Below are 24,206 nucleotides of genomic sequence, written 5' to 3' on the forward strand. Positions count from 1 at the left end.
GTTAACAGCAGGCGCTTTTTATTGTCGATTGATGACCAGGCTCACACCGCAATGACGTTCCAGCACCGAATTAACCCGCAGCGCGCAGTAAGCGCAGAGCCGGTGGGAATAACGTTGCCACTGCGTGGCGAAGGGAGAAATCCAGCATCCGTGCCGACCGCATAATCAACATAGTTGCACCTTTACCCGGGTGCGCACCCGGCTGGTGCAAAAGTGCGAGGAGGATCGCATGTGATGCAGCGGTTATGTGCGGGTTCGCATACTGTGGGTAAGCATGCGTTGATAAAAGGGTATAATTAATCATTTGCGGAGAGCTGGACAAGGCAACACCTGTCGGGTTAAGTCAGGAGATAGCAGACCTGATGCCTGAAGCCGATTTGCTCATTCTTGCTGGAGCCGGCCACCATCCACCGACTGAAGCAGCGCAGTCCGTCACGGATGCGATTACTGAATTCCTGGGAATACGCCTACTATTAAAGTGAACACTTTTTGTTCGCCCCAATTCTTAATATCATGAATCGCGCGATGCCTTCAGTCGTCCGTGAGGATATGAAGACTGTTCAGTGCGAAACCGGACAGTAACGCTTTCGGCTCACACAGGCAGTGAGCAAAAGTATAAATATGATAACGTGTAATTTCATAGAGTCTGCTGAGGTGACGCTGTATGTTGAACGGGCTGAACCACATAACAATCGCTGTAAATGACGTTTCAAGAAGCTTTATTTTTTACTCCAAAACACTTGGTTTCACACCTAAGGCCAGATGGAGCCGTGGGGCTTACCTTTTTCTGGGTAATCTGTGGCTGTGCCTCTCTGCTGACTCAGTCGATAGACGAGAAGATTACACTCATTACGCATTCAGCATCCGAAGCGAAGATTTCGATGTGTTTGTTAATCACCTGAAATCCTCGGGCGTTACGGAGTGGAAAACAAACCAGAGCGAAGGAAAATCATTTTACTTTTTAGATCCCGATGGACATAAGCTGGAAGTGCATGCCGGCGATTTAAATAGCCGTCTTAATGCTTGCATGCAGCATCCTTATAAAAATATGGAGTTTTTCTAGCCCTGTACAACAGAGAGGGTCAGTGATAATCGGTGAACCTGAATATACCGTAATGGTCAACCATGACACTTGCGAACAGGTTCAATCCTGGATCTCTCCTCTAATATAACTTCCGCACCTTGTTCGTAGCCAATCTAAGCGACTGTTGCTACCAGATTTTCCCCAGCGGCGGACAGCCTTCTAACGCTATTTCTTCTTATTCAGCATCGATTTTAAATCGGCAAAGGGGCTGTAGGTGGCGGCCTCAACATCGTTTTGCGCATCCTCCCCTGCCACAACGGTACTGCCGTACTGGTCTGCTTCTGTGTACTTCGAGTGTTCGTGGTCATGGCAATACAGACACAACAGCTCCCAGTTACTGCCGTCTGCTGGATTATTGGTATGGTCATGATCGATATGGTGAACCGTCAATTCACGCAGGTTTGAATAAACAAACTCTCGCGAGCAGCGCCCACACACCCACGGATATATTTTAAGCGCTTTCTCACGGTATCCGCTTTCCAAACGCGTGTAGTTTTTAGGGATCAGAGCCATTGACGATGTTACCTGTGATCAAGAAAATTTTCGTAGTGCACCAATATATCCCAAAATGACATCAAAGCGTCAGCGGATTTCGGTAAGCTCAGCAACCGCGGCGCGGCTGCATGAAGACAAGAACATCTGCCAACGCTTACTCCCTGTGCAGGCCCCTCTTTTTAGCTAACAGCGCAATAATCGTTACGGACACATGCGTGAAAGCGTAGAAAGTGGACAGGGTGACAGTAAAGTTGGAGAGCGCCTGCGGAAATGAGAACATTGCACCATACCCCACACCTGCGCCCTTTTAAAAAACCCGATGCAATGATAACAGCCATGCATGCGACCAGCGGCCAGAAAAATTTCATGGTAATACTCCTTGTTAATATCCTCTAATCGGATAGAGGATTAATCCCTTAAGCCATCGCCTTGATACCCCTCGTGCTATATCCGGCACAGGTTATCACACGCTCATCCAGCGTCGCTGCTGCGCGGACAGGGCGATGGCTTCCAGCACCCGCGATACCTGTAAACCCTCGGCGAAATCCGGCCACATGCGATCGTTAGCCGCAACGCCATTAATCAGGTCGCGAATTTCCACCGTCTTCTGATCGTTGAAGCCAATTCCATGACCCGCCGTAATGCAAAAGGCGGCATAGTCCGGATGCGCCGGGCCTGTCAGCAGCGTTTTGAACCCCTGCCGCCCGACCGGATCGTCGTGTCGGTAGACAGCCAGCTCCGCCATACGCTCCTGGGTATAGCGCAAAGCGCCACGTGTACCGGTAACCACGTAGGTCAGCCCCATTTTGCTGCCGCAGGCGATACGCGATGTTTCAATCACGCCGTGCGCACCGTTCGCAAAACGCAGCAGCGCACTGGCCTGATCCTCATTTTCCACCTCACGCATCAGGGAGGGATTAGCAGCGTCGGGTCGCTGCTTAATCACCGTCTGCATATCGCCGGAAACTTCGCTGATGCTTCCCACCAGATAGTGCGCCATATTCACGATATGGGCAGCCAGATCCCCCAGCGCCCCCAGTCCCGCCCGTGATTTAAGGCAGTGCCAGTCCAGCGGCGTGAGCGGGCTGGCCAGATGATCTTCGTTATGGGTGCCATAAAAGTGCACCACCTCCCCGATCTCCCCCCGCGCTATGATCTCTTTTGCCAGCTGGCTGGTGGGATTCTTCATATAGTTGAAGCCCACCAGCGTTTTCACACCGGCCTGTTCCGCGGCGCGCGTCATCTCTTCCGCATCTGCGGCATTCAGCGCCAGCGGCTTTTCTGAGTAAACATGCTTACCGTGACGGATCGCCTCCAGCGCCATCTCCTTATGCAGAAAATTAGGCGCACAGATATCTACCACGTCAATATTCGGGTCGGCCACCAGCTCGTGCCAGTCTCCCGTGGAACGGTTAAAACCCAGCGCGGCGGCCTGAGCCTTTGCTACTTCCGGGTCGATCTCCGCGACCATTTCACGAACGACCTCCCCTTTCAGCGCAAAAACGGTGGGGGCCTGAGCATAGGCTATCGCATGACAGCGTCCAATATAGCCTGTACCAATCAACCCAATTCTGACCTTTACCATCGGAGTTTCCTGCGCATTAATAAGGGGTAAACTGGAATGTATATTTCAAAAACAGGCTCAGCAATCAACAAATGAAATAAACGTGACCATTCTGGCGAAAGTTACTGTAACGGATGCTGTTTCTTAATACCGCTTTGCGAGAGCGCCAGCAGCGAATGTGAAAGCGCCCGAATAGCTTTAGAAGCCCGTCCCCGCCCGTCAACCCGTGAAAATTCAGCAAAATGCTGTTTTATTCAGCAGTTGATCAAAAAGGTGAAAACAGGCTTTGACATCCCCCGCCCGGGTCGATAACATGCGCCCCGTTGAAACAATTCCTCTGTAGTTCAGTCGGTAGAACGGCGGACTGTTAATCCGTATGTCACTGGTTCGAGTCCAGTCAGAGNCCGTTGAAACAATTCCTCTGTAGTTCAGTCGGTAGAACGGCGGACTGTTAATCCGTATGTCACTGGTTCGAGTCCAGTCAGAGGAGCCATACATAGAAAAGCCCGCTTAGGAAACTAAGCGGGCTTTTTGCTTTTACGCGCAATTTATAGACGACCGGCGGACGTTAAGTTGTGATGTTCGTTAACAGATACAGATATGCCTGAGGCACCCTGCTTATCTCTGAAGGTTCATTCAGAACGCTCGGCGCAACAGGCATAGCATCCCTGTTTCGCATTATGTATCTGGATATAACTAATCAGCGGATCGGCGAAAAAAAGATCTAAAAGATTTTCAGCCAAATGTCCCTCACAGATATCTGCCTGTCTTAATAAGTGTGTCTCGTCATATGCCCGCAATGACAAAACTCTGGCTTTCATAACTTCAGGTAATTCGTTGATGTAAATGCCTTGTTTGGTACATCCTTCCCATATATATATTGCATGAGAGCCGAAATAGGGTGTCTCTGCGGGTTGATAGATGTGGTTGATAAGAAGAGCGGTTTCGCCAGCAGGTATATCACACAACGAGATTCTGTCTGGAAATCCGGGGCAGCTAACTACAGTTTGTCTGATTGCACCATATCTTTTTAGATAGGCATCGCTCTGTCCATAAAGATGGGTAAACGGCTCGGCACTCAGCCCGGAAATTCTGTATTTCATAATACCTCCTGTCGTTTTCAGCATTATATTAGCTGCTATTTGAAGGAGGAACTCGCTGTTTTCGGTCAGGGAAATAGCAGTGATTTGCCAGGGTAAAAGTAGTATATGTCAGGGCCGTTTGTGAAGAAGCAGCATTGCGCAGGAGCACGTCAGGCGCAGAGCGAGGCACTGATATACACTTCTTACCGTCCCCGTTTACGTTTCCACTTATCCACTACATCATCCAATTTTTTGGGCACAAAATCATGTATCCGTGCCGTGAATTCACGATGAATCGAAATGTTTATCCCCACTCCCTGACCATGAAGCGGTCAACACTTTATCTGTTTTATGTTTTCTTATTAGCCGATTAAAAAGTGCCCGATTTGCATCTGCCGGACAGGAAACGCAGCATGTCGGCAGGCGCGGTGATCACCGCCAGACTGACGACTATCAGGGCAACGCCGGCCCATCCATACGTCGGCAACCTTTCTCCCACCAGCATTACCGCCAGCAGCGCAGCAATGACCGGTTCCAGCAGGGTGATTGTCGTTGCCATGCTGGCCGGGATGCGTGCCAGCCCGAAGCCATAGCAGACGTACCCTACAAACATCGGTACCAGCGCCATGTAAATTCCTGTGGCGGCATTATTCCAGGCGGCCAGCAGCGGCGCGCCCGTCATCAGCAACACGGGCATCAGCATCAGACCACCTGCCCCAAACGTGGCACCCATCGCCGCGCGTGGGCGCACACCGCCCTGCATTAATCGCCTGGCTGACCACGAGTAAAGGGCATAGGTGAAGCCAGCCAGCAGGCCGAGAGCAATGCCGGCCATCGCCGATCCGCTTCCTGAACTGTGGCCACCGCTTTTTGCAATGCACAGCAATGCCATTCCGGCTACGCCAACCAATGCACCACTCGCCCACTGCTTTGTCAGGCGCAGCCCGTCAAGACGGATCTCGATCAGCGCGGACAACAGTGGCGCCGAGCCGATAGAGATAACGGTGCCAACCGTCACCCCGGCATAGCGCATCGAGGTATAGAAGGCGAGAGGATAGATAGCCACCGAGAGTGCGCCAGTCAACAAACCAGGCCAGTGCCGCGCAATCAGCCGGCGCTGACGAATGATGGTGGTTGCGGCAATCAACCCCTGAAGCAGCCCGCCAACCCCCATCGCCACCGCCCCCACGGCCAGCGGGCTCAGGTCGGGCGCATAGGTGGCAGCGGTACCGGTGGTTCCCCAGAGAATTGCCGCGACAAGTACGCCAGCCATGCCGCTCAACTGTTGTCCTGATGCCACTATCAGTATGCCTCCATTATTTTACCGGCTATGACGTCGGCCTGGGTTAAACAGTCACTATTACCTTCCAGACCGGCGCGTGAGATGCTGCCTGGCCCCCACAGGCACCAAACACAACCCGTACAGGTTCTTATTGGCCACACCTGCGCGTTTCACGATGCCATCAATGCCGGTACCCTTGAGGCTATGGTTGTAAAAAAAGATCCGAGCCGCACTGAGCAGTTTTTCACAGGCGGATCCGGCACCCCCAGGAAGGGTAGAAATCCCTATCCTACAGAATGAAAGGTTCGAATTACCGAAAAACTTAGATTTCAAGTGCAGCAAGGATGGCGGCTTCCATTTTCTTCGGGGTGGTGATCGGTGCAAAACGCCTGAGCGGTTTACCGTCGCGTCCGATCAGGAACTTAGTGAAGTTCCACTTGATCCGCCCACCCAGCACGCCAGGCAATTCGTTTTTCAGATAACGAAACACCGGGTGCGCTGCGGTTCCGTTGACCTCTACTTTCCCGAACATCGGGAAGCTCACACCGAAGTTAATGTGACAGGTCTGCGCGATTTCGTCGGCATCGCCCGGTTCCTGCTTACCAAACTGGTTGCAGGGGAAACCAAGCACTACCAAACCCTGGCCGGCGTACTTCTTGTAGAGTGCTTCAAGGCCGCCGTATTGTGGCGTGAAGCCACAATGGCTGGCGGTATTCACTACAAGAACGACCTTACCAGCGTAGTCGACCATAGAGATAAGCTGGCCGCCAGGGCTGGTGGCGGTAAGTTGATAAAAAGTGGTTAGCACAGGTTTCTCTTTTTTAATTAATGGCAACGTGTTTGACTTTACGCCATGCTGGCATGATAACGTCAATTTTCATCAGGATGAAAGCAGACATGTTTATCAGGCCCGCTCCAGTCTCTATGGATTTGCTCAACTGCAGTTACAATAACACCTCCCCCAGCCAGGCAGACTTCTGGCGTGACTCGACTAGGGGTTATGTGGAAAGTCGTCGCGCCTGTAACAGCCGCGCGTGTTATAAACCACACAGTCACCCAACCTTTTCAATTGGCGCAGTTGATGCAGGCGGTAGCACGTTTTCAGGAGCCTCAGGTGGCCCTTGCGCTTTACGGCCGGGAATGATGGTTTTCATTCCTGCCGGCTGCGTTCATGCCTGTAATCCATTGCCCGACCGGTGCTGGAGCTACCAGATGCTGCATCTCGATGCTGCATGGTTAACTGCTTTAGTGGCCGAAATAAGCCCCACGCCATGTGGTTTCATCAGTGAAAGTGAAATTCGAATCTTTGAAAATGAAGATATGTATGGCCGGTTTTGTGAACTCAATACCACCCTGTTTTCGACGTCCAGTGCAGAAGACAAAAATACGGCGTTGATAGAGTTTATTGGCGACTGTGATTATGGCATTAATCTGGTGGAGACATTTCCTGTATTATCGCCTTGCGTCAGGTTGGCGCTACAAAGCGTTATCGATGTTTTACAACAGACTGACCGGCAGCCGTGGGCATTAGCAGAGTTGGCAAATATCGCAGGCATGAGTCGCTATCAGCTCATCAGGGGGTTTCGCGCTGCTACCGGAATGACACCGCATTCTTACCAACTCAATGTGCGCATTAATCAGGCACGCCGCTGGCTTCAGTCCGGGCATGAAATTACCGATATTGCTTATCGACTGGGTTTTGCCGATCAAAGCCACTTTCAGCGCGTGTTTAAGGCTTATACTGGCGTAACGCCGGGCTGCTATCGGGCCTGAAAATATTGCAATTTTATTCAATACAACGCTGGTCCAGATCTACACCCTGTTAAATATATCTTTTAAAAGGGTGATATCATGATGCAACAATTTTTTATCGTGGCAGCAGCGCATTTTCTGGCGCTACTGTCACCCGGCCCGGATTTCTTTCTGGTTGCCCGAACATCAATCAAAGCTGGCTGGCGTCACGCAGCGCAAGCTTGTCTCGGAATAGCGATAGCTAACGGTGTGTTTATTCTCGCTGCTTTCAGCGGTCTTACGCTTTTTCGCTCTGGCAGCATGAGCTTTGTTGCCATTCAGCTCGCAGGCTGTGCCTATTTACTGTATCTCGGTATACTTTTCATCCGTTTCGCCGGCACGAGTCCCATCGCCGAAAATAATGTTAAAACCCATGACCTTATAACAGAATCTGCCGATGTATTGCGTCTCTGCCGTGTATTCAGCCTGGGCTTTTTGTCGGGTATTCTCAATCCAAAAAACGCACTGTTCTATGTCAGCCTGGCTACGCTGATTGAAGGTTCTCATACCACGATGAGTTTGAAGGTCTTATATGGGGTGTGGATGTTTAGTATCGTGCTGTTGTGGGATTTACTGATAGCTCTCTTCATTGGCAATCGTCTGGTACTACAATACTTTTCGCAGTTATTACCCTGGCTGGAACGTATCTCAGGAGTCATTCTTATTGGAGTGGCGCTGAGTGTCATCGTGGTCAATGTCATCGCACTGGCTTGAAAATCAGTGTAATCCGCCTTTGATCTGCGGGCCGACTTTTCCAGGCGCGATCTGATAACGCTTACTGTTCAGGATAAGACAGCAATGCGATCCTCCCATGCCGGGGATCGCTCCAACCCTATTCGATAATCATTATTCGGATGATTACCCGCCATATACACAAGGTAGCCATCCCCCACAGCCTGTGGCAAACTTAAGGTTTTCTGAAGCACAGGGAACCTGCTTTATGCCTGAGAGCCACACCACCTGTCGGTTTACCGAAGGCAATATAACGCTTCCTGACCACTATCAGGATCGCACCGTTAATGTCTTCACCCTCCCCGGTAAGAACACGCCTGCCTTTAATATCTCCCGCGACTCGATGAATGATGACGAAACGCTGTCGGCTTATATTGACCGGCAGTTAACCCTGATGCAGAAGCATCTGAAAGGCTGGAAGCAGACCGAACGGGTGTCTGTCGTTCTCGGCAATAACCTGTTGCAGGGTGAATGTGTGCATGCCAGCTACCTGCGTGACGGTAAACGGGTCTTCCAGCAACAGGCGGTATTTAACACGTCTGAGAACCATATTCTGGTGTTCACTATGTCCCGTGTGGAAAAAATCAGGGACATGGACAGCCAGTGCTTTCAGGCACTCCTCGGCAGTTTTCGGTTTAACACCTGACAATAAGGAACGTTGTTATGTTTGAAGCGGCACGCGTGGGCGATGATATCGGCCATTCCCATGCGCTGGCAGGGATGATTGCCGGAACGATTATCGGTGGACTGATTGCGGCTGCGGGCGGTATTGCCGCCGGGGCAATGATGATTGCCGGTCTCGGTGCGTCCTGTCTCGGCATTGGCGTCCTTCTGGTCGGGGCCAGCATGGCGGTGGGATACCTGACAGGTGAACTGGCGACGTGGCAGCACGATTTATGGCTATGATGAGGAAGGTCGTCTTCTCAGGCACTACGAAGCTCGTCCGGGTCACAGCACCAGGACGTTCCGCTACGACGCTGCGGATAATCTGCTGCCGGATAATGACCTGTCTGCCCTGCCACTGACGGAGAACCGCCTGACGCACTGGCAANGCGGATAATCTGCTGCCGGATAATGACCTGTCTGCCCTGCCACTGACGGAGAACCGCCTGACGCACTGGCAAAATCTGTTTATGAAATACGACGGGTGGGGCAACCTGGTCAGCCGCCGTAGCGGGCTGCATGAACAGCATTACGAATACGACGCGGAAAACCGGCTGATAAAAGCAGAAGGCAGCGGACCGGAAGGTGGCTTCACGGCGCACTACCATTATGATGCCCTGGGTCGTCGTACCCGTAAAACCGTCACCACACAGCGTGGCACTACTGAGACCCGCTTCCTGTGGCAGGGCTTCCGACTGTTACAGGAGCAGCAGCATAACGGTCAGTATCTGACATACATATACGACCCGAATGAGGCATACAGCCCGCTGGCGCGGGTTGATCATTTACGCGACGACAGTCATGGAGATATTCTCTGGTTCAGTACCGATCTGAACGGTGCACCGCTGGATGTCACTGATGAACAAGGCCAGCTCCGGTGGAGCGGACATTACGGGAGCTTTGGTGAGGTTACCCGACAGATGGAAGGTTTTCACCGACTTGCACGGCAAACTGCCCTGCACCATCAGCCACTGCGCTATGCCGGGCAGTACGCTGACAACGAGACCGGACTGCACTATAATCTGTTCCGGTATTACGATCCGCAGATNGGCGATCTCAATTTATATAACTATGCGCCTAACCCTTATGTATGGATAGACCCGCTAGGTTTGGCATTGAGTGGTGTGGACTTTAGCGGAAGCCCATCCCTCTATCCAGTGACCGGCTCACAGTGTAATATTGTTGAGATTACTCTTCAAGGGGCAAGGGGGCGATATTTTACTGAAGCTTACAAATTAGCGGGAATAAATGAAGCTGACGCATGGCAATATACATGGCACCACCTGGATGATTTTGATCCTGAAACAGGTAAAGCAACAATGCAATTGGTTACTACTGATACGCATGTTGCCTCTTTTCCTCACAAAGGGTCAGTGTCTCAGTTTGAAAAACACTTTGGCGTCAAGTATGGCTCGCCGGAAGCTGTGAAAATATCTCATAGTAAGGGATGGCTGAGAGGTCGAATTCCTAAATATTGCCAATAGGTGAAAATATGACGATAAAACTAATTGATTCATCGCCTGCTTTAACTGCGGATGAACTTGACAAAATTGAATCAAAGCTGGGAATTACTTTCCCTCCAACTCTAAAGTCTGTATGGCTAGCAAACAATGGAGGAGTCCTGGAGGGAGGGCGGCGAGTTTACCAGAGCACAAAGTACGAGAATGACATAAAATACTTTCTGCCCGTCTTACATGCAAAAAATGCAGGAACATTAACGGTTGATACATTCTATAAAGCCTTAGTCTACGAGAAGAAACTATTACCTGAGAATTTTATTCCATTTGCAATAGATGGGGGCGGGTTTCCTTACTGTATTGAAAGAAATGAGGAGACAGTATATTTCTGCGATCTGGAAAACCAGGAGGAAAATCTTCTTGAGCCGGATCTGGATAGTTTCGTAGGAAAAATATTCACCGAGGACGAAGCTTGGGGATAACGCTAAAGTTTTTGTTAATATTTTCTTGCTGGCCCTGTAAATAATCCTGTGTAACTGCCACAGCATTAGAGGTGATCGCTCAGGCGGTCACCGAACTTGATAATAAAGCGACTCATCGCCAGCCGCCAGTTTCGGATCGGCATATTCCATTTTTTTGAAGCATCCCTGTCCGCCAGATAAATGAATTTCCGCACCGAGTCATCTGTCGGGAACACCTTGCGTTTCTATATCCCCTGACAGATCACGCTGTTCAGCGATTCGATGACATTCGTGGTGTAGATAGCCTTGCCCATAGCTGAAGTGATCTTACCCAGCAATAGGGGACACGCCAGCAAGTAAACTCTCATTCAGATTTTGTAAGATGAAAACTGATACTTACTGACCGTTATTCTTTGAACTGTTGTGTCTCCTGCCCCTGCTTCCGGGTTAATGAAAACCCGTTGCGCATATAGCCAATGGGCATACCATGTCGCCGGTTCTCCTGATATGACGACGGCACGGACTTACTGAGCATCCATCAGGACGGCAACGGTCTGCTGAATGAATATCTGTGGCAGAACATTAATGGGCTGCCACACGTTGCGGCTGATCGTAACAGCGCAGGTGAGCGGCTTAATGTTGATTACGATGTTTAAAACGGCACCCGGCGGGCCGTACCACGCGTTATCACTGGTTCGGTGGAACCGACCGCATTGCGCAGACCCTTTCCCCGGACGGAAAGACTACGCAGGCCACTTATGACCTGCGCGGTCGGCTGCTATCGGATGCCGACGCGCTGAATCATACCACCACGTATCATTATCCGGACGATGAAGAGACGCTGCATGACCGCATCACCGACGCCAGCGGCGACGAAGTACTGCTGGAGTGGAACCGCCAGGGGATGCTGGCGCAACGCACAGACTGTTCCGGCAGCATGACCCGCTTCACATATGACCGCTTCGGGCAACTCCTGAACAGTGTGGACGCGAAAGGTCAGCTCACCCGTTGCGAGTTGAACGACGCCGGTCAGCTTACTGAGATTATCCGTGCCGATGGCAGCAGGGAAACGCTGCTGTGGAACGAACATGGTCAGCCTGCCGCCTGGCGTGACCCGCTGGATGTCACTGATGAACAAGGCCAGCTCCGGTGGAGTGGGCATTACGGTAGTTTTGGCGAGGTTACCCGGCAGACGGAAGGTTTTCACAAATTCGTGCAGCAAACTGCCCTGCACCATCAGCCGCTGCGCTATGCCGGGCAGTANTTGGCGAGGTTACCCGGCAGACGGAAGGTTTTCACAAATTCGTGCAGCAAACTGCCCTGCACCATCAGCCGCTGCGCTATGCCGGGCAGTATGCTGACAGCGAAACCGGGCTGCACTATAATCTGTTCCGGTATTACGACCCGCAGATTGGACGCTTTACGGTATAGGATCCGATTGGGCTGGCGGGTGGCTGGAACCTTTATCAGTATGCGCCGAATCCGCTGGGGTGGATTGATCCCTGGGGGCTGGCTAAAAATTCTTGCGTAGGCACACCTAAAGATGCTCAGAAGAAAGTAGACAGAGGTCAGGGTCCTAAGGACATCAAACGTATTGACGAACCAGAGCAAAGCGTTCCGGGTAGAAAATGGCATGCCCATCAAACTAAAACGGAAAAGGGAAAAAACCCGGCGTTGAATCAGGATGGGTCAACTCATGATGGCTCACCTTCTTTTTCAAAGAAAACACTTAATTGGTTAAAAAATCACGGGTGGAATGTAGAGGGCTGGCTATGAGTGATATTGATAAAAAAATTCATCAACTAATAAAAAAAGAAGGATTGGACGATCCTGATATTTTTCTTGCAGAGTATGACACTTTCGAAGAAGTACCATTTTTTTCAAGATGGAATGATATTAAATTTTTATCACACTTATCTTTCGATGAAAAAAACAAGATTTTACTTAAAAGCGCAATTGATTTAGTTACAAAGAATCAAAGAGTTATTAATAGCATTATCACCAATAGTCAGTTAGCTGATTTTTTTGCTTGCATCACACTTACCGGATGGGACGATGCTTTAGAAATGGGTAGTTTAAAACCTAACATTCTATTCACCAGAAGAAAAAACTGGTTATTATCCAATCTTAACCTAAAGCGATCCGGTGTGCCTGAGGAAAACCTGACGAAAGATTACCTTTCATCCATTTCGGCTTTCAACTTTAAAGCTTTAACTTCCGATGGCTTTGATAATAACAAAAGAGTTTATGTTATAGCTGACCTAAACTCGACATTATGAAAAATATGCTGGAGAAAAACCCTCAATCATATTATAGAAGGCTTTGTTGAATAAATCGGATTTAGTTGAAAGCGCCTCCCGTCGCTGACTTCCTCAGGCAATCCGGACAGTTTCTGGCATCCCTGCACGCGTCAGTTAGTCACCACATCGCACCACGCCCTGACATGTGTATTACCCGGCTAAAGGTTGGCATTACACCAACCTGATTGCTGCTATCGTTCCTGCCGCCCTTTACAACAGATCCTGCCACGTCATAATCAGTTTCGCCGTTAGCGGCTCCGCCAACAGTGCGGCATCCGGCTGCCAGCTGTCCCAGTCACGGAAAGCGCTGAAATTAAGCCCGGTCAGGGTTTCCAGCGAGCTGACCGAAACGCGAAATTCATCGACGTTGGGCGCTGCCTCCGGATTCGCCAGCGGCAACACCCGGCGCGGTTCGTCCAGCAATTTATCCTGGCTGACCAGCAGCGCGGTGGCCTGCGGATTGCCCTGTGGCCCAATGCGCAGGACAACCTTCCAGAACATCAGCGGCACCTGTAACTCCCCATACTGTCTGCTTTGTTCGTTGAGAACCGGGCCGGTGAGAACGCTGATCTGCTTTTTTGTCTGCAACACGCCAAATTCAAGGATATAGCGCTCAACCCCCTGCCAGTATTGCTGACTCTGGTTAAAGCGAAAATGCTGCGGTGAGCAGTTGGTAAAATGAAAAGTGTCTTTATTAGCACGAACCGCTTCGGCAGCGCTCCCCCACGTGGGATCGCTGCGGCGGGTAAGGTGGCCCCGATCGAACCAGCGGCTGAACTCGCTGTAGAAAGCCTGACCGGTTACATATCGGCTGTCGATACGGCTGTCCTGATACCAGCTGTCCGCTTCAGGCAACAGCGAGGGCTGACCACTGCTTCGATCGATACTGATATAGCTTGCACCGTCGATGTTGGTGGCGGTAAAAAAGGCCAGCTTTCGCTGCGCGTTCATCAGCAGGGAAAAGTGCTGGTAGTTGAGCCTCGCCTCTGCGCCTTTGCTGCCGTCGAGTAAGGGTGCCACTTCCGCCACGCGCGGCGCGATAATCTCTGCCATATCAATATGCGTACCGGCAAGGAAACCGGCCTGAAAGCCGTCACGATTGCCATAATTTCCGTCCGGGGCAGCAGCGCTGGCAGCGGGCCGCTGGGGCGTAGCATCAGAGGTTAACGCCTGCATCAGCTGTACCTGCATATCAGCAGAAAGCTGCGGCAGTTCGCCTTTCAGCCAGTCGGTCAACGCGCTGATGCGTATCCCTTCGTTAACCCATTTTCCTTTGTCTTTAACTCCCCCATGATGCAGCGCCACCAACTGCCAACCGTCGTTGAACACGGGCGCACCGGACGATCCGCCCTCACTGTCGGCCTCGTAATGCAGAAACTGTTCGTGCCGGGCCAACAACATATTGTTGCGCAGCGTAATCTGCTGTGGCGCGCCACCCGGATGATGGATCAGATTAAGGTTGATGCCCAGCGCATGTTTATCGTTGCGATCGTTAAGCGCCAGCGGCAATGGCGTTTCGCCGCTGCCCTGCAGGGCGTCGCCCAACGCAATCAGCGTGCAGTCAAACTCTGCTGTCGGGCTGGTCAGCCAGAAGCGTTCCGCATCAAGTGAATAGAGGCGACCAGCAATAATTTCGCCCGTTTCGCTCTGGCGATAGCCGAACTGTACCGTCATGATGCCCTGCGCTGGCGGGTCAGGCAATAAATGGTGATTGGTGACAAAAAGACCGCCATGCGTCAGAAAACCGCTGCCTTTCGGTACCCCATCCTCCCTTAACAATCCTACTGACCGGGCCGAGGTTAGCCCCTGCTGCAAAAATGAAATCGGCAGCAGATCGTTAGTATCACCGACAATCACGCTCTGCCGGGTACGTTGCTGAAACGCGTAGCGCTGCGCGCGTCGCCGATCCGGATCTGCCTGATTTCCCTGCGCAAGGGCTGTGCGGGTCTGTTGTCGCTGCTCTGAGGTTAGCGCCAGCCGTGAGGCAATCAATTCTTTCTGTTGCTCGTTCATTCGCATCTCCATGGTAGGGTGTGAAGCCTTTTAACCATAGCTGCTACTTCTGACGGAACAAGCGGCGATCTGATTCGCTACCCGGCCAGAAATCCGCTACTATCCGCTCCCACTCTCCATCCGGGCGGCCTGATGTCTGTGATTTTCGATACGTTTATTGCCCCACCGTGCCATGACAGCATAGAGATCCTCTATCAGGACGAGCATCTGGTACTTATAAATAAACCCGCCGGGCTACTGAGCCTCTCGGGGAAAAATCCGCAAAATCTCGATTCGGTGCATCATCGCCTGGTACAGACCTTTCCCGGCTGCACGCTCGTCCACCGCCTCGATTTCGGCACATCCGGGCTGATGGTGATTGCCCGTAATAAAGCAATTAACGCCGCTCTCTGCCATCAGTTCAGCCAGCGCACGGTGACTAAAGTCTACAGCGCGCTGCTCTGTGGACATCTGGACGATGACGAAGGGGTGATAGATGCTGCGATTGCTAAAGATCCGGCGCTGTTCCCGCTGATGTCTGTCTGCTCCATCCACGGCAAACCCGCCCGCTCCCGCTATCGGGTCGTTGAGCGCTTTTATCACCGGCTGGAAGAGAGGATGCTGCCATTAACGCGGGTCGAGCTAACCCCGGAGACCGGGCGCACCCATCAACTGCGCATTCACTGCCAGCAGCTGGGCCACCCTATTTTGGGCTGCGATCTGTATGGTGGTCGCCTGCTGCCAGGAACCGAAGGGACACCGCGCCTGATGCTGCACGCCGGTGAATTACACTTTGTTCATCCTGTCAGCGAAGAAGAGATTAAGGCCATACATCCCTGCCCGTTCTGAATGCGAAAATCGCTGTTACGATGCCAGAGCGGAGAAGCCCGACGTCAGGCTAACGCCCGTGCGTGAAGCGTTTGCCCGCTAGCGCTGAACGTGAAGACGCTAGCCGAAATTTACCACATCAGATCATCAGGCACTTTAAAATCGGCGTAGGGATCGTCTTCGTCCTGCTCTTCCTGACTGAGTGCGCTATTTAATACAATGCTGTTCGCATCCCGCTGGGCAATTTTATCGGCCACGCTCGCCGGGATAATAGCGTACTGGCTTTCGCCACCGTTATCGGCGACCAGACGGGCAATGGCCAGGCGACCATTGATAAGCTGGGTTTGCGTCGTCTTATCAACGGCTATTTTTTTAATCAGGTTATTGTCTGTAAAGTTAAAATCAATGCTGCCTTTTGCAATGACCACCCTGTTCATTTCAATAAGCTGTTTCACCTGAGCTTTATACTCTTTCGATAAAGCGGCCTGTTTCTGCTGTTCATTGAGCTGCTTATCACGCTCAAGCTGTGACTTTTTATTTTCTTCCACCGCCTCTCTGGCCTCACGGGCCTGAACGCGTGATTTTTTAGCCGTTTTTTGCACTTTGGCCATTTTTTTGCTGGTCACTAATCCAGCCTTAAGCATCTGCTCTTGTAAGGTGAGTTTTGTCATCTTCGTCTCTAAACCCATAAAAAAATTTAGGGGATTATACCTGTAACTTTCAGAGCTGTACCAGCCTGTCGGACCGGATCGCCAGGAGGGTGAGAGTATGGAGGGGTTTATCCGCACCTGGTGTGACAAGCTTTCTGGTCTGGGCAGGCTGTTGTGATTTGCTTTGGATCAGAAAAGCCCGCTTAAGCGCACTTAAGCGGGCCTGTTGCACAACAGTTTTAGCCGTTAGCGGGCCGACAGACTTCAGATGTCGAAGCGATCCAGGTTCATCACCCGGGTCCATGCCGCCACAAAGTCCTTAACAAACTTCTCTTTGGCATCTGCGCTGGCGTAAACCTCGGCGCTGGCGCGTAATACGGCGTTGGAGCCAAACACCAGATCGGCGCGCGTGGCGGTAAATTTCACCTCACCGCTGACGCGATCGCGCCCTGCAAAGCGTTCACCGGAGGCGTCGGTAGCTTTCCATTCCGTGCGCATATCCAGCAGGTTCACGAAAAAGTCGGCGTTAAGTTCGCCCACCTTATCAGTGAAGACGCCGTGCTGGCTGCCGTCAAAGTTTGTTCCCAGCGAGCGTAATCCACCGACCAGCACCGTTAATTCGGGCACGGTAAGTGTAAGCTGCTGGGCCTTATCAATCAGCAGATCCTCTGTTGAGGTCTTGCCAAAAGTACGGCGGTAGTTAAGGAAGCCATCCGCTACCGGATTGAGCAGTTCAAACGATTCGATATCCGTCTGTTCCTGACGGGCATCCACGCGACCCGGGGTAAAAGGCACCTCAACGTCTATGCTGACCGCCTTCGCGGCTTTTTCTACGCCCACGACGCCTGCCAGGACAATGATATCTGCCAGGGATGCTTTCGGATATGACTGCTGAATAGCTTCCAGAACCGGCAGTACGCGGGCGGCAGTGGCGTTAACCTCCCACTCTCTTTGCGGCAGCAGCGCCAGACGAGCGCCGTTTGCGCCGCCGCGTTTGTCACCGCCACGGAAGGTTGAAGCCGAGGCCCAGGCAACCGAGGTCAGCTCACCGATGGAGAGGCCGGAAGCCGCAATTTTTTCCTTCAGCTGTGCAATGTCGGCAACCGTTGGGTGATACACCGGCGCGGGCAGCGGATCCTGCCAGATCAGGTCTTCTTTAGGCACTTCTGGTCCGATATAGCGCGCTTTCGGCCCCATATCCCTGTGGGTCAGTTTATACCAGGCCCTGGCAAAGGCTTCGTTAAAGGCCTGCGGATCGCTATGGAAACGGCGCGAAATTTTCTCAAATTCCGCATCGAAACGCAGGGTCAGATCGGTCACCAGCATGGTCGGCTTGCGTTTTTTCGACGTATCGAAAGGATCGGGAATAATATCCCCGGCATCAACCGCTTCAAACTGAATAGCACCGGCCGGGCTGCGCGTCTGTACCCACTCATATTTGAACAGGTTTTCGAAGAAGTAATTACTCCACTGGGTTGGCGTCTGTGACCAGATCACTTCCAGACCGGAGGTAATGGCATCCGCACCAACGCCGCTGCCATAGCTGTTTGCCCAGCCAAGGCCCTGCGCTTCAATAGGTGCGGTCTCAGGATCGACATCAACATGGCTGGCTGCCGCTGCCCCATGAGTTTTACCCAGCGTGTGACCGCCAGCGATTAACGCAACGATCTCTTCATCGTTCATACCCATATTGCCGAAGGTGGCACGGATAGCCGGTGCCGCCGACGCAGGATCGCCACTGTGCTCTGGGCCTTCCGGGTTAACGTAAATCAGCCCCATTTCCGTTGCACCCAGCGGCGCGCTCGCCAGCGATTCAGGATGGCGGTGTTCAAGCCAGGTGGTTTCATCACCCCAGTTCACATCCATATCCGGCTCCCAGACGTCTTCGCGTCCGGCACCAAAACCGAAGGTACGGAAACCAGAGTTTTCCAGCGCAACGTTGCCCGCCAGGATATAGAGATCGGCCCAGGAAATTTTCTGGCCATATTTTTGTTTAACCGGCCACAGTAAGCGGCGTGCCTTATCCAGACTCACGTTGTCTGGCCAGGCATTCAGGGGAGCGAAACGCTGCTGTCCGCGACCTGAACCGCCTCGCCCGTCAATCGCACGGTAGGTGCCTGCGCTGTGCCATGCCATACGGATAAAAAGGCCAATGTAGCTGCCCCAGTCGGCAGGCCACCAGGATTGTGATTCAGTCAGCAGCGCTTTGAGATCGGCTTTAAGTGCAGCGTAATCTAATTTGGCAAATTCTTTACGATAATCAAAGGATTCATCCAGTGGGTTAGAGCGGGCTGAGTGCTGATTCAGCAGATCGACTCTGAGCTGATTGGGCCACCAGTCACGATTGCTGGTACCGCCACCCGCCGTTTTATTTGAGTTTCCTGCATGGAAAGGACATTTGCTAATATCGGCTTCTCTGTCTGCTTCAACAATCGGTTTTGCGTCTTTTGCTGCTTCATCAATAGAACTGCTCATTCTCACACCCCTTTTATGTATTCTTGTCGCTACTCTATACGCGGAAATAACGCAGTCACATCTGAAATACCCTATGTATTTGATAGAGCTTCCCTTCGGAATTTTTGGGCGCCTTCTGCGAATTTTAACCAACCGTAATCAGTACCATTTTAATAATAGCCGCTTAGCGACCAGGGTTTTGTTTCTGAGGCCAAAATTTACTGGAATGTCACGGTGCCCGCCTGCCCCGGCTTCTGCTTTCCCTGCCCGCTTCTAACCTGGCGTGACCCTCATAAAAAAACGCTTCGCTCCAACTTATAGCCTGTGCTATACATTATAGCAAATGCTAATTATGCTGTTTTTATAAGCCTTATGGGGGATTTTTATGCCGTTTGCACCGTGGTTAAAATCAGGGATTTGCGCCCTGCTGGCGACCTTTCTGTCGCTCACGCCTGCCGCTGCGCAGGAGAAGTTTAAAGTCATCACCACCTTCACCATCATTGCGGATATGGCGAAAAACGTTGCCGGTGACGCCGCCGATGTGGCCTCCATTACCAAACCGGGTGCAGAGATCCACGAATACCAGCCCACTCCCGGCGATATTAAACGCGCCCTGGGCGCACAGCTGATCCTCGCTAACGGTCTGAATCTGGAATTATGGTTTAAGCGCTTTTATCGCCATCTCGCTGGCGTGCCGGAGGTGGTGGTGTCCGATGGCATTCAGCCCATGGGTATCAGCGAAGGCCCCTACAGCGGTAAACCTAACCCCCATGCGTGGATGTCGCCGGAAAATGGGCTGATCTACGTCGATAATATCCGTGATGCGCTGGTGAAATACGATCCTGATAACGCGGAGATTTATCGCCAGAACGCCGCCGCCTATAAGCAAAAAATTCGCGCTACCGTCGCCCCGGTTCAGCAGGCGCTGGCGAAGATCCCGGCAGATAAGCGCTGGCTGGTGACCAGCGAAGGCGCCTTCTCCTATCTGACCCGCGACTTTGGGCTGAAAGAGCTATACCTGTGGCCGATAAATGCCGATCGGCAGGGGACGCCGCAGCAGGTGCGGAAGGTGATTGACGTCGTTAAGCAGCAGCATATCCCGGCGGTGTTCAGTGAAAGTACCGTTTCCGATAAGGCTGCCCGTCAGGTGGCGCGTGAAACGGGCAGCCACTACGGCGGCGTGCTCTATGTTGACTCACTCAGTACCGCCGACGGCCCGGTGCCGACCTATCTCGATTTGCTGAGCGTGACCAGCGACACCATCGTTAAAGGCATCACTGAGGGTTTAGCAAAATGAATCCGCGCTCTGCTCTTCAAAGCGGCATACGGGTTGACGATCTGACGGTGACCTACCGCAACGGTCATACCGCCCTTCGCGCTGCAACCCTGGCGGTTCCGCCCGCCAGTATTACGGCGCTGCTGGGCATTAACGGCTCGGGTAAATCTACGCTGTTCAAGGCAATTATGGGCTTTGTACCGCTCTCCGGCGGATCAATTACGCTGCTGGGAATGCCGGGCAAACGCGCCCTTAAAAGCAATCTTGTCTCCTACGTGCCGCAGTCCGAAGAGGTGGACTGGTCGTTTCCGGTACTGGTGGAGGACGTGGTAATGATGGGCCGCTACGGTCATATGGGCATGCTGCGTATTGCCCGCGCGGAAGATAAACGCCTGGTGGATGCGGCGCTGGAAAGAGTGGGCATGTCCGACTTTCGCCACCGGCAGATCGGTGAACTCTCCGGCGGCCAGAAAAAGCGGGTTTTCCTGGCGCGCGCCATTGCCCAGCGCGGTCAGGTGATCCTGCTGGATGAGCCTTTTACCGGCGTTGACGTTAATACCGAACGGCAGATTATCAGCCTGCTGCATGAGCTGCGGGTAGAGGGCCGCACCATGCTGGTCTCGACCCATAACCTCGCCACGGTTAGCGACTACTGCGACCATACGGCAATCGTGAAAGGCACGGTGCTGGCCTGCGGGCCGACCTCCACGACCTTTACCCGGGAAAACCTGGAAAACGCCTTTAGCGGCGCGCTGCGCGGGGTGGTGTTCAGCGATCCGCCGCATCAGCCCCAGGATCTGGCGGCCGTTGGGGAGGTGCGCTGATGGCGTGGCTGGCCGAACCCTTCCACTATCACTACATGCTGAACGCCATGTGGGTGTCGGCGCTGGTCGGCGGAGTATGTGCTTTTCTCTCCTGTTACCTGATGCTGAAGGGCTGGTCGCTGATTGGCGATGCCCTTTCGCACTCAATCGTGCCGGGCGTGGCGGGCGCCTATATGCTTGGCCTGCCCTTCGCGCTGGGGGCGTTTCTCTCCGGCGGGCTGGCGGCGGGAAGCATGCTGTTTCTTAACCAGCGGTCGCGGCTGAAAGAAGATGCCATTATCGGCCTAATTTTCTCGTCATTCTTCGGCCTCGGCTTATTTATGGTCTCGCTGAATCCCACCTCGGTGAATATTCAGACCATCGTGCTGGGCAATATTCTGGCCGTTGCACCGGAGGATATCCTCCAGCTGGGGATTATCGGCTTCACCTCCCTGATGATTTTGCTGATCAAATGGAAGGATCTGATGGTGACCTTCTTTGATGAAAACCATGCGCGATCCATTGGCCTGAATCCCACCCGTTTAAAACTGCTGTTCTTCACCCTGCTGGCGGCCTGTACCATTGCCGCGCTGCAAACCGTCGGTGCGTTTATGGTGATCTGTCTGGTGGTAACGCCCGGCGCGACGGCCTGGCTGCTGACCGACCGGTTTCAGTGGCTGCTGCTTATTGCCGTGGTTATCGGCAGTCTCACCAGCTTTTTCGGTGCCTGGCTCAGCTACTACCTCGACGGCGCAACTGGCGGCATCATCGTGGTCGCGCAGACGCTGGTCTTTCTTACCGCATTCGTCTTTGCACCGAAACATGGCCTGCTGGCAAGGCGCAGGCGTTTTAGCGGCGGGCAGGAGGCAGTATGACCCTGACAGAAGTGTTACTCAGTCCACTACAGTTTGATTTTATGCGCACGGCGCTGGCCATCTCGGTCATTGTCGCCATTCCCTGCGCCCTGCTCTCCAGCTTTATGGTGATCAAGGGCTGGTCGCTGATGGGCGATGCCATGAGTCACGCGGTGTTTCCCGGTGTGGTCATTGCCTGGATTATCGGCATTCCTCTCGCCATCGGCGCGTTTTGTGCCGGGCTGTTTTGCGCGCTGGCTACCGGCTACCTTCAGGAGAACAGCCGCATTAAGCAGGATACGGTGATGGGTATCGTTTTCTCCGGGATGTTTGCCGCAGGCCTGATCGTCTATATTTCCGTGAAGTCTGAGGTGCACCTCGATCATATTTTGTTTGGCGATATGCTTGGCATCGCTTCACAGGATCTCTGGCAAAGCGGCCTCATCGCCTGCGCCATTGCGCTGATTGTCGGAACGAAATGGCGCGATCTGCTGCTGCATGCCTTTGACCCACAGCAGGCTAAAGCCTGCGGGCTGAACACCTCGCTGCTGCACTACGGGCTGCTGAGTATGATTGCGCTGACCATTGTTGGAACGCTGAAAGCGGTGGGGATTGTTCTGTCGATCGCCTTGCTGATTGCGCCCGGCGCTATCGCTATTTTGCTGATGCGCCGCTTTTCGTCGGTGATGATCTGCGCCGTGCTGCTGTCGGTCACGGTGTGCTTTAGCGGCACTTACCTCTCCTTTTTCCTCGACAGCGCGCCAGGTCCAACCATCGTGCTCCTGTTCGCCATGCTGTTTATTGCGGCGTTTATCTTCTCGGTCCGTCGCGAACGGCACAGGACCCTGTGCTGAGTTATCAGACAGCGCTGCCCGTTGCGGCAGCGCATTTGAATGTCATCCCGTGGAACGGGGCACGGTGAACGTTGTGCTCACGGATTGGCGTCGGTGCGGCGGGAACTCAGTACCACAGACGCAGAATCGGCCAGCCCACCAGCAGCAGTGCGGCGATGTAAACCACGCCGAGAATGCCGCCCAGACGCCAGTAGTCTTTCGACTTCACATAGCCACAGCCGTAGATGATGACGCCAGGACCGGTCGCGTAGGGCGTAAGCACGCCCATCAGGCCGATGGAGAGGACCAGCAGCATCGAGAGCTGCTCCATGGGAACGTCAAGACCTTTACCTACCGCCAGAATCACCGGCAACAGCGTCGCCGTATGGGCGGAGAGGCTGGCAAAGAGGTAATGAGCAAAATAGAACACCAGCACTAAGGTGATGATGGTCATATCCGGCGAGAACCCGTCCAGATGGGTGCTCATGGTGGTGGCGAACCAGTCGATAAAACCGGATCGGGTCAGCCCACTGGCCATCACCACCAGCGTGGCGAGGTTGACCAGCGTATTCCAGGCGCTGGCGTAGCGGGTTATCTCCTTCCAGGCAACGACCTGGAAGACCAGCATCAGTGAGACTGCCAGCAAACAGACCGCCGTGGCATTCACCACTTTTCCGCCAAAGACCCACAGGCACAGGCTGAGCAGCACCAGCGCGATCAGGCTGTACTCTTTACGCGTCACCCTGCCCATCTCATGCAGTGCGCCACCGGCCCAGACCGCCACTTCATTGCTGTGCGTAACGCCGGGCTTATAGAGATACCAGGAGATAAGCGGTGCCACAATTAGCAGCAACAGTCCTACCGGCAGAAAGGCCAGGAACCACTGCATCCAGCTGATTTGCAGCCCGGCGATTTTATTGACAAACTCAATGCCCAGCACGTTTGGCGCTGCCCCGGTGATAAACATCGACGAGCTGAGGCTGGTTCCGACGACCATCATCCACATCAGGTAGCCGCCAATGCGGCGGGATGAGGGATCGTTCGGGAAGGAGTCAAACAGCGGCGGCAGATTTCTCACCACCGGAAAGACGGTGCCGCCGGTACGGGCGGTGTTGGAAGGGGTAAAGGGGGCCAGCAGAATATCGACGATAACCACGGCGTAGCCCAGCGTCAGCGTCCGTTTGCCCATAAATTTAACCATAAACAGGGCAATACGCCTGCCGAGTCCGGTAGATTCATAGCCCAGCGCAAAGATAAACGCACCGAATACCAGCCAGACCGTCGTGCTTGAAAACCCCGCCAGCCCCCATTTCAGCGCCTCTTTACCGGCGTTAAAGCCCGGTGCGGCCAGCTCCGCCGGGTCAAACAACACCCAGTCAGCGGCCAGCACGCTGGCCGTCACCGCAATAAAACTGACTGCCGTGGCCGGAACAGGCTCCAGGATCATCCCGACGATCATGGCAACGAAGATGGCGAAAAAATACCAGGCCTGGGGAGGCATACCCGAGGGGACAGGTAGCAGTAAAATTGCGGCCAGCACCACCAGCGGTGCCAGGGATTTCATTATTTTCGAAGTTAACTCAGACATTTAGCCTCTCCTTAGGC

22 protein-coding genes, 2 tRNA genes and 5 pseudogenes are annotated in these 24,206 nt (G+C 53.1%); 18 read left to right on the plus strand and 11 right to left on the minus strand.

Annotation, left to right across the window (positions count from 1 at the left end; genetic code table 11):
• Positions 1-302 precede the first annotated feature (302 nt).
• Entirely contained in the window at positions 303-482 is a 180-nt protein-coding gene (locus A1830_RS21550) for an alpha/beta fold hydrolase (protein WP_304439244.1), read from the plus strand.
• Positions 483-664: 182 nt separating this feature from the next.
• On the plus strand, positions 665-1,063 hold the full coding sequence (locus tag A1830_RS14100; RefSeq protein ID WP_067707245.1) for a VOC family protein: 399 nt from the start codon (positions 665-667) through the stop codon (positions 1,061-1,063).
• Between the two features lie 186 nt (positions 1,064-1,249).
• Here the strand turns inward: A1830_RS14100 and yajD are convergent, their stop codons facing one another.
• A complete protein-coding gene (gene yajD / locus A1830_RS14105) occupies positions 1,250-1,597 on the minus strand; it encodes an HNH nuclease YajD (RefSeq protein WP_067707249.1) in 348 nt (115 codons plus the stop codon).
• 445 nt (positions 1,598-2,042) lie between these two features.
• Positions 2,043-3,164, minus strand: a complete 1,122-nt coding sequence (locus A1830_RS14110) for a Gfo/Idh/MocA family protein (protein ID WP_067707252.1) — start codon at positions 3,162-3,164, stop codon at positions 2,043-2,045.
• A gap of 314 nt (positions 3,165-3,478) precedes the next feature.
• Between A1830_RS14110 and A1830_RS14115 the strand changes: the two genes are divergently transcribed.
• Positions 3,479-3,549, plus strand: a tRNA-Asn gene (locus tag A1830_RS14115).
• An 11-nt stretch (positions 3,550-3,560) separates the two neighbouring features.
• A tRNA-Asn gene (locus tag A1830_RS14120) sits at positions 3,561-3,636 on the plus strand.
• Positions 3,637-3,775: 139 nt separating this feature from the next.
• Here A1830_RS14120 and A1830_RS14125 read toward each other — a convergent pair.
• From A1830_RS14125 to A1830_RS14135, 4 genes and pseudogenes are all read right to left on the minus strand, one after another.
• Positions 3,776-4,246, minus strand: coding sequence for a DUF1203 domain-containing protein (locus A1830_RS14125; RefSeq protein WP_067707257.1), 471 nt, complete (start codon positions 4,244-4,246; stop codon positions 3,776-3,778).
• Between the two features lie 349 nt (positions 4,247-4,595).
• Entirely contained in the window at positions 4,596-5,528 is a 933-nt protein-coding gene (locus tag A1830_RS14130) for a DMT family transporter (RefSeq protein WP_369815713.1), read from the minus strand.
• 117 nt (positions 5,529-5,645) lie between these two features.
• Positions 5,646-5,789, minus strand: a pseudogene (locus A1830_RS23395) (TetR/AcrR family transcriptional regulator); the annotation flags it as partial.
• A gap of 40 nt (positions 5,790-5,829) precedes the next feature.
• A complete protein-coding gene (locus tag A1830_RS14135) occupies positions 5,830-6,315 on the minus strand; it encodes a glutathione peroxidase (RefSeq protein ID WP_255362084.1) in 486 nt (161 codons plus the stop codon).
• Positions 6,316-6,431: 116 nt separating this feature from the next.
• Between A1830_RS14135 and A1830_RS14140 the strand changes: the two genes are divergently transcribed.
• The 6 genes and pseudogenes from A1830_RS14140 (at position 6,432) to A1830_RS14165 (ending at position 10,632) form a co-directional block, all read left to right on the plus strand.
• Positions 6,432-7,280 (plus strand): AraC family transcriptional regulator, encoded by an 849-nt coding sequence (locus tag A1830_RS14140; protein WP_067707451.1) that lies wholly within the window; start codon positions 6,432-6,434, stop codon positions 7,278-7,280.
• Between the two features lie 78 nt (positions 7,281-7,358).
• The gene (locus A1830_RS14145) at positions 7,359-8,012 is read left to right on the plus strand and encodes a LysE family translocator (protein ID WP_231877634.1); all 654 of its coding nucleotides are present in this window, start codon (positions 7,359-7,361) and stop codon (positions 8,010-8,012) included.
• A 226-nt stretch (positions 8,013-8,238) separates the two neighbouring features.
• On the plus strand, positions 8,239-8,676 hold the full coding sequence (locus A1830_RS14150) for a DcrB-related protein (RefSeq protein ID WP_067707263.1): 438 nt from the start codon (positions 8,239-8,241) through the stop codon (positions 8,674-8,676).
• A gap of 17 nt (positions 8,677-8,693) precedes the next feature.
• Positions 8,694-8,936, plus strand: coding sequence for a hypothetical protein (locus tag A1830_RS22685; RefSeq protein ID WP_067707268.1), 243 nt, complete (start codon positions 8,694-8,696; stop codon positions 8,934-8,936).
• Positions 8,911-10,177, plus strand: a pseudogene (locus A1830_RS14160) (HNH endonuclease); the annotation flags it as partial. The gene A1830_RS22685 and the pseudogene A1830_RS14160, both read left to right, overlap by 26 nt.
• A gap of 8 nt (positions 10,178-10,185) precedes the next feature.
• Positions 10,186-10,632, plus strand: coding sequence for an SMI1/KNR4 family protein (locus A1830_RS14165; RefSeq protein WP_067707275.1), 447 nt, complete (start codon positions 10,186-10,188; stop codon positions 10,630-10,632).
• A gap of 65 nt (positions 10,633-10,697) precedes the next feature.
• Here the strand turns inward: A1830_RS14165 and A1830_RS21565 are convergent.
• Positions 10,698-10,919 (minus strand): annotated as a pseudogene (locus A1830_RS21565) (transposase); the annotation flags it as partial.
• A gap of 404 nt (positions 10,920-11,323) precedes the next feature.
• On the opposite strand from A1830_RS21565, the pseudogene A1830_RS24010 reads away from it, so the two are divergent.
• The 3 genes and pseudogenes from A1830_RS24010 to A1830_RS14175 form a co-directional block, all read left to right on the plus strand.
• Positions 11,324-11,686: pseudogene (locus A1830_RS24010) on the plus strand (hypothetical protein); the annotation flags it as partial.
• 245 nt (positions 11,687-11,931) lie between these two features.
• Positions 11,932-12,127: pseudogene (locus A1830_RS24015) on the plus strand (RHS repeat-associated core domain-containing protein); the annotation flags it as partial.
• A gap of 256 nt (positions 12,128-12,383) precedes the next feature.
• Complete coding sequence (locus A1830_RS14175; protein ID WP_067707281.1) at positions 12,384-12,890, plus strand: Imm15 family immunity protein; 507 nt, start codon at positions 12,384-12,386, stop codon at positions 12,888-12,890.
• A gap of 231 nt (positions 12,891-13,121) precedes the next feature.
• Here the strand turns inward: A1830_RS14175 and A1830_RS14180 are convergent, their stop codons facing one another.
• Positions 13,122-14,924: a DNA/RNA non-specific endonuclease gene (locus A1830_RS14180; RefSeq protein ID WP_067707283.1), complete on the minus strand. Its 1,803-nt coding sequence runs from the start codon at positions 14,922-14,924 to the stop codon at positions 13,122-13,124.
• A 132-nt stretch (positions 14,925-15,056) separates the two neighbouring features.
• On the opposite strand from A1830_RS14180, the gene A1830_RS14185 reads away from it, so the two are divergent.
• Positions 15,057-15,752 carry an RluA family pseudouridine synthase gene (locus tag A1830_RS14185; RefSeq protein WP_067707286.1) on the plus strand — a complete coding sequence of 232 codons (696 nt, stop codon included), beginning with the start codon at positions 15,057-15,059 and terminating at the stop codon, positions 15,750-15,752.
• Positions 15,753-15,862: 110 nt separating this feature from the next.
• Here A1830_RS14185 and A1830_RS14190 read toward each other — a convergent pair whose 3' ends face one another.
• The gene (locus tag A1830_RS14190; RefSeq protein ID WP_067707458.1) at positions 15,863-16,402 is read right to left on the minus strand and encodes a DUF2058 domain-containing protein; all 540 of its coding nucleotides are present in this window, start codon (positions 16,400-16,402) and stop codon (positions 15,863-15,865) included.
• A gap of 243 nt (positions 16,403-16,645) precedes the next feature.
• On the minus strand, positions 16,646-18,856 hold the full coding sequence (gene katG, locus A1830_RS14195) for a catalase/peroxidase HPI (RefSeq protein WP_067707289.1): 2,211 nt from the start codon (positions 18,854-18,856) through the stop codon (positions 16,646-16,648).
• A 364-nt stretch (positions 18,857-19,220) separates the two neighbouring features.
• Here katG and A1830_RS14200 point away from each other — a divergent pair, with 364 nt between their 5' ends.
• From A1830_RS14200 to A1830_RS14215, 4 genes are read left to right on the plus strand one after another with little or no spacing between them, the layout of a single operon-like run.
• Positions 19,221-20,132: a metal ABC transporter substrate-binding protein gene (locus tag A1830_RS14200; RefSeq protein ID WP_067707292.1), complete on the plus strand. Its 912-nt coding sequence runs from the start codon at positions 19,221-19,223 to the stop codon at positions 20,130-20,132.
• Entirely contained in the window at positions 20,129-20,935 is an 807-nt protein-coding gene (locus A1830_RS14205) for a manganese/iron ABC transporter ATP-binding protein (RefSeq protein ID WP_067707296.1), read from the plus strand. Before A1830_RS14200 ends, A1830_RS14205 begins: the two co-directional genes overlap by 4 nt.
• On the plus strand, positions 20,935-21,789 hold the full coding sequence (gene sitC / locus A1830_RS14210; protein WP_067707300.1) for an iron/manganese ABC transporter permease subunit SitC: 855 nt from the start codon (positions 20,935-20,937) through the stop codon (positions 21,787-21,789). The genes A1830_RS14205 and sitC overlap by 1 nt, the downstream gene beginning before the upstream one ends.
• Complete coding sequence (locus A1830_RS14215) at positions 21,786-22,622, plus strand: metal ABC transporter permease (RefSeq protein ID WP_067707304.1); 837 nt, start codon at positions 21,786-21,788, stop codon at positions 22,620-22,622. The genes sitC and A1830_RS14215 overlap by 4 nt, the downstream gene beginning before the upstream one ends.
• 106 nt (positions 22,623-22,728) lie before the next feature.
• Here A1830_RS14215 and A1830_RS14220 read toward each other — a convergent pair whose 3' ends face one another.
• Positions 22,729-24,189 carry an anion permease gene (locus A1830_RS14220; protein ID WP_067707307.1) on the minus strand — a complete coding sequence of 487 codons (1,461 nt, stop codon included), beginning with the start codon at positions 24,187-24,189 and terminating at the stop codon, positions 22,729-22,731.
• Positions 24,190-24,206 lie beyond the last annotated feature (17 nt).

It is taken from the genome of Erwinia sp. ErVv1 (assembly GCF_900068895.1).
In the GTDB taxonomy this organism is placed as follows: Bacteria; Pseudomonadota; Gammaproteobacteria; order Enterobacterales; family Enterobacteriaceae; genus Erwinia.